The 6,306-nt window shown below is 68.9% G+C and carries 8 protein-coding genes and 1 pseudogene; 6 read left to right on the forward strand and 3 right to left on the reverse strand.

Going from position 1 to position 6,306, the window contains the following annotated elements; all coding sequences use genetic code 11:
• Positions 1-17: 17 nt before the first annotated feature.
• The gene (gene manD, locus AB4Z01_RS29925) at positions 18-1,226 is read right to left on the reverse strand and encodes a D-mannonate dehydratase ManD (RefSeq protein WP_441699821.1); all 1,209 of its coding nucleotides are present in this window, start codon (positions 1,224-1,226) and stop codon (positions 18-20) included.
• 176 nt (positions 1,227-1,402) lie between these two features.
• Here manD and AB4Z01_RS29930 point away from each other — a divergent pair, with 176 nt between their 5' ends.
• Positions 1,403-2,128, forward strand: coding sequence for a GntR family transcriptional regulator (locus AB4Z01_RS29930; RefSeq protein ID WP_441699823.1), 726 nt, complete (start codon positions 1,403-1,405; stop codon positions 2,126-2,128).
• A gap of 6 nt (positions 2,129-2,134) precedes the next feature.
• On the opposite strand, the gene AB4Z01_RS29935 is transcribed toward AB4Z01_RS29930, so the two are convergent.
• A complete protein-coding gene (locus tag AB4Z01_RS29935; RefSeq protein ID WP_441699824.1) occupies positions 2,135-2,443 on the reverse strand; it encodes a hypothetical protein in 309 nt (102 codons plus the stop codon).
• A gap of 337 nt (positions 2,444-2,780) precedes the next feature.
• On the opposite strand from AB4Z01_RS29935, the gene AB4Z01_RS29940 reads away from it, so the two are divergent.
• Positions 2,781-3,098 carry an antibiotic biosynthesis monooxygenase family protein gene (locus tag AB4Z01_RS29940; RefSeq protein ID WP_441699825.1) on the forward strand — a complete coding sequence of 106 codons (318 nt, stop codon included), beginning with the start codon at positions 2,781-2,783 and terminating at the stop codon, positions 3,096-3,098.
• Between the two features lie 31 nt (positions 3,099-3,129).
• On the forward strand, positions 3,130-3,915 hold the full coding sequence (locus AB4Z01_RS29945; RefSeq protein ID WP_441699826.1) for an inositol monophosphatase family protein: 786 nt from the start codon (positions 3,130-3,132) through the stop codon (positions 3,913-3,915).
• Here the strand turns inward: AB4Z01_RS29945 and AB4Z01_RS29950 are convergent.
• Positions 3,857-4,606: an HAD family hydrolase gene (locus AB4Z01_RS29950; RefSeq protein ID WP_441699828.1), complete on the reverse strand. Its 750-nt coding sequence runs from the start codon at positions 4,604-4,606 to the stop codon at positions 3,857-3,859. The two genes, AB4Z01_RS29945 and AB4Z01_RS29950, sit on opposite strands and share 59 nt — an antisense overlap.
• 96 nt (positions 4,607-4,702) lie before the next feature.
• Here AB4Z01_RS29950 and AB4Z01_RS29955 point away from each other — a divergent pair, with 96 nt between their 5' ends.
• The 3 genes and pseudogenes from AB4Z01_RS29955 to AB4Z01_RS29965 all read left to right on the forward strand — a co-directional run.
• Positions 4,703-5,272 carry an adenylate kinase gene (locus tag AB4Z01_RS29955; RefSeq protein WP_441699829.1) on the forward strand — a complete coding sequence of 190 codons (570 nt, stop codon included), beginning with the start codon at positions 4,703-4,705 and terminating at the stop codon, positions 5,270-5,272.
• Complete coding sequence (locus tag AB4Z01_RS29960; RefSeq protein ID WP_441699831.1) at positions 5,260-6,165, forward strand: phosphotransferase family protein; 906 nt, start codon at positions 5,260-5,262, stop codon at positions 6,163-6,165. The genes AB4Z01_RS29955 and AB4Z01_RS29960 overlap by 13 nt, the downstream gene beginning before the upstream one ends.
• Before the next feature lie 32 nt (positions 6,166-6,197).
• A pseudogene (locus AB4Z01_RS29965) lies at positions 6,198-6,306 on the forward strand (gluconate 5-dehydrogenase); the annotation flags it as partial.

A 6,306-nucleotide genomic window follows, 5' to 3' on the forward strand; every position in this document is an offset into this window, starting at 1 on the left:
ATGCCGAAGGGGGCGTTCTACCAGTTGGTCAGTGTGCCGTCTTCCAGCCGCGCCACCGGCAGGTAGGCAGGGTCGTAGGGGAAGCGGGCTGCCAGCTTTTCGTCGATGTCGACGCCGTGGCCGGGCGCCTCGCCGGGATGCATGTAGCCGTCGGTGAAGGACCAGGCGTGCGGGAAGACTTCCAGCGCCGGCTCGGGGTAGCCCATATATTCCTGGACGCCGAAATTCGGCACCCACAGGTCGAAATGCAGGGCGGCGCCCATGCACACCGGTGACAGGTCGGACGGGCCGTGGCAGCCGGTGCGGACATGGTGCAGGGCGGCGAAATCGGCGATCCGGCGCAGATGGGTGATGCCGCCGGCATGGGTCAGCGTCGCCCGGATATAGTCGATCAGCTGCTCCTCGATCAGCAGCTTGCAGTCCCAGATGCTGTTGAACACCTCGCCGACCGCGATCGGGGTGGTGGTGTGCTGCCGGATCAGCCGGTAGGCCTCCTGGTTCTCGGCCGCGACCGGATCCTCCAGCCAGAACAGGGCGTAGGGCTCGACCGCCTTGCCCAGCCGCGCCGCCTCGATCGGGGTCAGCCGGTGGTGCACGTCGTGCAGCAGATGGTCGTCGAAGCCGTATTTCGCGCGTACCGCCTCGAACAGCTTGGGCACGTAATTCAGGTACTTCTCGGTCGACCAGCCCTGCTCCTCGGGCCAGCCCTTGGTCGCCGGCTCATACGAATCGCCGCCCTTGCTGACGCCGTAGACCGAGGCCATGCCGGGCACGCCGCACTGCACGCGGATCGCCTTGTAGCCCTTCTCCTGATAGGCGGCGTAGCGGTCCAGCGTCTCCGGGATGTCGCGGCCAGTACAATGGCTGTAGACCATCACGCCGTCGCGCGAGGCGCCGCCCAGCAGCTGGTACAGCGGCAGCCCGGCGACCTTGSCCTTGATGTCCCACAGCGCCATGTCGACGGCGGCGATCGCGCTCATCGTCACCGGGCCGCGGCGCCAATAGGCGCCCTTGTACAGGTACTGCCAGATGTCCTCGATGCGGTGCGGGTCGCGCCCGACCAGCAGCGGACAGACATGGTCGCGGAGATAGCTGGCCACCGCCAGCTCGCGCCCGTTCAGCGTGGCGTCGCCGATGCCAGTGACGCCGTCGTCGGTGACCAGCTTCAGCGTGACGAAGTTGCGCCCGGGGCAGGTGACGATGACATCGGCGCGGACGATCTTCATGGCGCGTTCTCTCCCGGCTGGCTTGTCCGTTGCCGCTTTTGCGCGGCAGGAAGCGGCTCGATCCATAGCGCAACTTTAATCACCATACAAGTATGGCGAAACATGATGGCCATGCGCTACCGCACCGGGCAATCCCCTGTATGCTGGGACCAGAACGAGCCGGAACGGGAGGGCGCATGGCCGGACGACGCAGGGCGGACGAGCCCAGGACATTGCCGGGGCGCATCTCCCTGGGCGGCGAGGGGCCGATCGGCCGGCAGGTCTATGAGGGGCTGCGCCAGGCGATCATCACCGGCCTGCTGCCGCCCGGCACCGCGCTGTCCGAGAAGGACGGGTCGGAGATGTTCGGCGTGTCGCGCCAGCCGGTGCGCGAGGCCTTCATCAAGCTGGTCGAGGCCGGGCTGCTGCAGGTGCTGCCCCAGCGCGGCACCCGGGTGCGCAAGATCTCGCGCCGCCAGGTCGAGCAGGGGCGCTTCATCCGCGAGGCGGTGGAGGCGGCGGTGGTGCGCCTAGCCGCCGAGAGCATCGACGACCGGGCCCTGCAGCGGCTGGACCGCAGCCTGGCGGCACAGCACGACGCCGCCCGGCGCCACGATCATGCCGGTTTCCTGGCGCTGGACGAGGGCTTCCATCGCCTGATCATCGAGGCGATCGACTGCCTGCCGGCCTGGAGCACGATCGAGAACATGAAGGCGCAGATGGACCGGGTGCGCTACCTCAGCCTGCCCGACGTCTCGCCGCTGGAGATGCTGATCGCGCAGCATGAGGAGATCGTGGCCGGGCTGCGGGCGCACGACCCCGACGCCGCCGAGGCGGCGATGCGCCGGCACCTGCGCGAGATCCTGTCGTCGCTCGGGCCGATCGCCCAGCGCCGGCCGGAGCTGTTCGAGCTGGATGGCTGAGGGCTGTCAGTGCGTCTCGAACTCGGGCCGCAGCGCGACCAGGGTCTCGGCTACGTTTCTGGCGTCCTCCTTACCCTGGGTGTTGTGTCCCAACCCCATATGTTCGACAGCAATTCCATAGAGATACGAGGCAATGCTCTCGGCTGTCGCTCTCTCATCCATGAGCATGACATAGGCTCTGTCGGCGTATCTGTCATACTCATCGCTCGCCTCGGCAACGTCTCGGACGCCGATCGGATCCCAATCCTGCAGCAGGACCCGGCGAACGCGGGCGCGGTTCTCCCGAGACTGATACTTGTTCCGGCCGTGTGACATGTCATTCCCGAGCGGCTTGGACGGGGCGGGGAGGCCGCGTTCTCTATTCAAAGGTAGTGCCTCAAGAGCAACCCGATCAATTTTAAGCTGTCATGCCCGGGCTTGACCCACGACTGTCCGGTTGGGGAAAAACTACAACTACAACGTGTTTGTTTTGGGTTAAAGTTCTATTTTACTGTCATCCTCGGGCTTGACCCGAGGATCCAGGGGCTTTCACAGCGTTCTCGATGGCCCTGGATTGCCGGGTCAAGCCCGCCAATGACAGCTTAGGTTTAGTACAGCTCCTTGATCCACAATTTCGGAAATTCAACCGGACCGCCATGGAAGGAGACTGCAGATGATCGTCCGTATCTGGCGCGGCACCGCCGCCTTGTCCAACCCGTCGGCCTATCCCGAGCATTTCCGCGGCGCGGTGCTGCCGGCGCTGCGCGGCATCGCCGGGTTCCGCGGCGCCTCGCTGCTGCGCCAGGACCGGCCGGGCGAGATCGAGTTCATGGTGCTGACCCGCTGGGAGTCGATGGACGCGATCCGCGCCTTCGCCGGGGACGATCCGGAGCAGGCGGTGGTCGAGCCGGCCGCCGTCGCCGCGCTGATCCGGTTCGATGGCAGGGTCCACCACTACACGGTTGTCGAGGAGGGGCCGGGTCCAGGATGATCGCGGCCTTCCGAGGAAACAGGAGTATCCGGTGAGCGATCGACAGACCCTCGCCCTGATGCGGATCGTGGCCGAGGCGCTGGCCCGGGCCGGCGGCCGGCTGGCCCTGGCCCATCTGGCCGAGCACCGCGACCTCGCGATCGAGGCCAAGGGCCCGCAGGATTTCGTCACCGCGGTCGACAAGGCGGTGGAGACCCTGATCCGCGGCCGGCTCAAGGAGATCTTCCCGGATCACGCCGTGCTGGGCGAGGAGTTCGGGCTGGACCGCGAGGGCGCTCGCATCGTCTGGGGCCTCGACCCGATCGACGGCACCGCGAATTTCCTGCGCGACCGGCCGGTCTGGTGCGTCTCGATCGGCGCCACCATCGACGGCAAGCCGGCGCTGGGCGTGATCTACGAGCCGGTGCGGGACGAGCTGTACAGCGCCGCGGCCGGGCAGGGCGCCACCCGCAACGGCACGCCGATCGCGGTCAACGCCAAGGCAAAGCCGGACTCGGCGGTGATCGGCGTCGGCTATTCGCCGGGCCGCAAGGTGCCGGAGCATGTCGAGCAGATCGGCCACATCCTGACGCATGGCGCGGAGTACCGGCGGCTCGGCTCATCGGCGATGTCGCTGGCCTATGTCGCCGACGGCCGCTTCGACGGCTATGCCGCCGCCCACACCAATGCCTGGGACGTGATGGCCGGGCTGGTGCTGGTGCAGGAGGCGGGCGGCGTGACCGACGACTTCATCGCGAGCGGGGCGCAGAGCGGCCCGGTCACCGCCGCGGCGCCGGGCGTCGCGGACCTGGCGCGCCAGCTCCGGGCGCTGGCCTGAGCACGTCGCCCAGGCTGTAGCTCGGCGGCGGCGTCCCCGCCGCCAGCCAGGCCGCGATCTCCGTCATCGTCACGAAGCTGCGGCCGGCGCCGGCGGCCCTGAGCCGCTGCGCCAGCTCGGGGTCGGCATGGCCGCCGCCGGTGAAGCCGACCACCTTCATCCCGGCCCGGCGGGCGGCGGTGACGCCGTGGATCGAATCCTCGATCACCAGGCAGTCCGCCGGGTCGGCGCCCATCTGCGAGGCAGCGTAGAGGAAGACGTCCGGCGCCGGCTTGCCGCGCTTCACCTGGCTGGCCGAGAACACATGCGGGTCGACCAGTGGCAGCAGCCCGGCCGTTTCCAGGTTGCGGCGCAGATTGGGCAGGCCGGTGGAGGAGGCGACGCAGGGCGGGTGGCCCAGGCCGGAAGCGGCCGCGATCGCCTCGGCGGCGCCGCGGATGGCGCGCAGCTCGGTAACGAAGCGCCGGGCGCTCTCCGCCCTGATCTCCTCGATGATGCTGTCCTCGACGGTGAAGCCGAGCTCCGCCGCCAGCGTGCTCCAGGCCACGTGATGCGGCGTGCCGCAGAAGCGCCGGGCGATCTCGGCGGGCGCCACGGTGTGGCCCAGCCGGGCCAGCGCCTCGGAATCGATGGCGCAGAAGATCACTTCCGAATCGATCAGAACGCCGTTGCAGTCGAAGATCACCAGCATCGCAGACTCGTGGCAGGAAGGCGCAGGGAATGGCGGGGCGACAACATCATGCCGCTGCGCTATGTGCAAGTCGCAGACGCGGCTACAGGGACGACCATGAGGCCCAGGCGCATCCACATCACCGGCGCGGCCGGCTCCGGCACCACGACGCTGGGCCGGGCGCTGACGGCCGAGACCGGCGCGCTGCACCTGGACACCGATGACGTCTACTGGCTGCCGACCGATCCGCCGTTCCGAGAGAAGCGGCCGATCCCCGACCGGCTGGCGCTGCTGGAGGAGGGGTTCGGCCGGGCGGATCACTGGGTGCTGAGCGGGTCGCTGCTCGGCTGGGGCGACCCGCTGATCCCGCAATTCGACCTGGTGGTCTTCCTCCTCATTCCGCCGGCGCTGCGGATGCAGCGGCTGCGGGACCGCGAGCTCGATCGTTACGGTGCCGAGGCCTTGGCGCCCGGCGGGGCGATGCACGTCACCTACCAGGCCTTCCTCGACTGGGCCGAGGCCTACGACAGCGGCGCGCGGGTCAGCCGCAACCTCCAGGCGCATGAGGCCTGGCTGTCGCGGCTGCCCTGCCCGGTGCTGCGGATCGAGGGCGACACCACCGTCGAGGATCGGGTGCGGCGGGTGCTGGCCGTCCGGGTACGCGAGGGCCAGGCGTGGCGCGGCTGAACCCGGCGGAGGCTTGCGCCGCGCTGCGTAAAGGCGGTCTGAGTCTTCGGCCAGAGGAGATCACGCTCGAGGCGCGCGAGGATCGCTGGCTGGTCCGGCTGCCCGGCGACCGCATGGCGTGGTTTCCGGCGAATGCGCGGGGCGGGGTCCGGTTGGCGGCGGACCGCCGGCTGCTCCGGCTCCTGGCCGAGCGCTGCCGCTTCCGGGTGCCGCGAATTCTTTACGAAGCCGAGAGCGGCTTCGATCTGCGCGCGGCGGTGCCCGGTCTCTGCGATCCCTTCGCCCTGTATGGGCGCATTGCCAATGATCCTGCCGTCGCCAGACGACTGGGACACGCCCTGGGATTGATCCTGGCGGAGCAGCACAGCCGAATTGCCCGGTCCGACATCGCGGGCTGGCTGCCGGATCGCGTTCCCTGGCCGGAGCCGGTCGGCTGGATCCGCGAGCGCCTCCCAGAGGTCACCGACGATTCCTCGCTTCTGACTCGGATCGGCCGGGTGCTGGACATCCAGGACGCGCTCAATGTTCCCGATGGCGACCGTGTCCTGGTGCATGGCGACCTCGGCGTGCACAACATCGCGGTCGACCCAGCCAAGGCCGATCTGCAGGGCATCTTCGACTATGACGGCGCCGCCTGGGACGACCGCCATCATGATTTCCGGTACCTCGTCTTCGACCATGATCGCGAGGACCTGCTGGAGGCCGCGATCGCAGCCTATGAGCCGGCGATCGACCGCAGCATCGACCGCTGGCGCGTCCGGCTGTACAACGCCGCCAGCGCGATCTGTTATCTGGCCTTTCGCCGGGGCGTCGCCGTCGATGTGCGGCACTGCGGGCGGACGCTGGCCGAGGATCTGGCCTGGGTCCGGAAGGCCGTCGACGCCGTGCTCTGACTGGCCGGATGCGTGACTTGGAGGGAGGATCTATGACCGAAGCTGACACCCGCCTCGACGGTCAGGTGGCCCTGGTCACCGGGGCCAGCCGCGGCATCGGTGCCGCGGCGGCGCGGGCGCTGGCGGCGCGGGGTGCGGCGG

Origin of the sequence: Inquilinus sp. YAF38 (genome assembly GCF_052113205.1) — a bacterium.
In the GTDB taxonomy this organism is placed as follows: Bacteria; Pseudomonadota; Alphaproteobacteria; order DSM-16000; family Inquilinaceae; genus Inquilinus.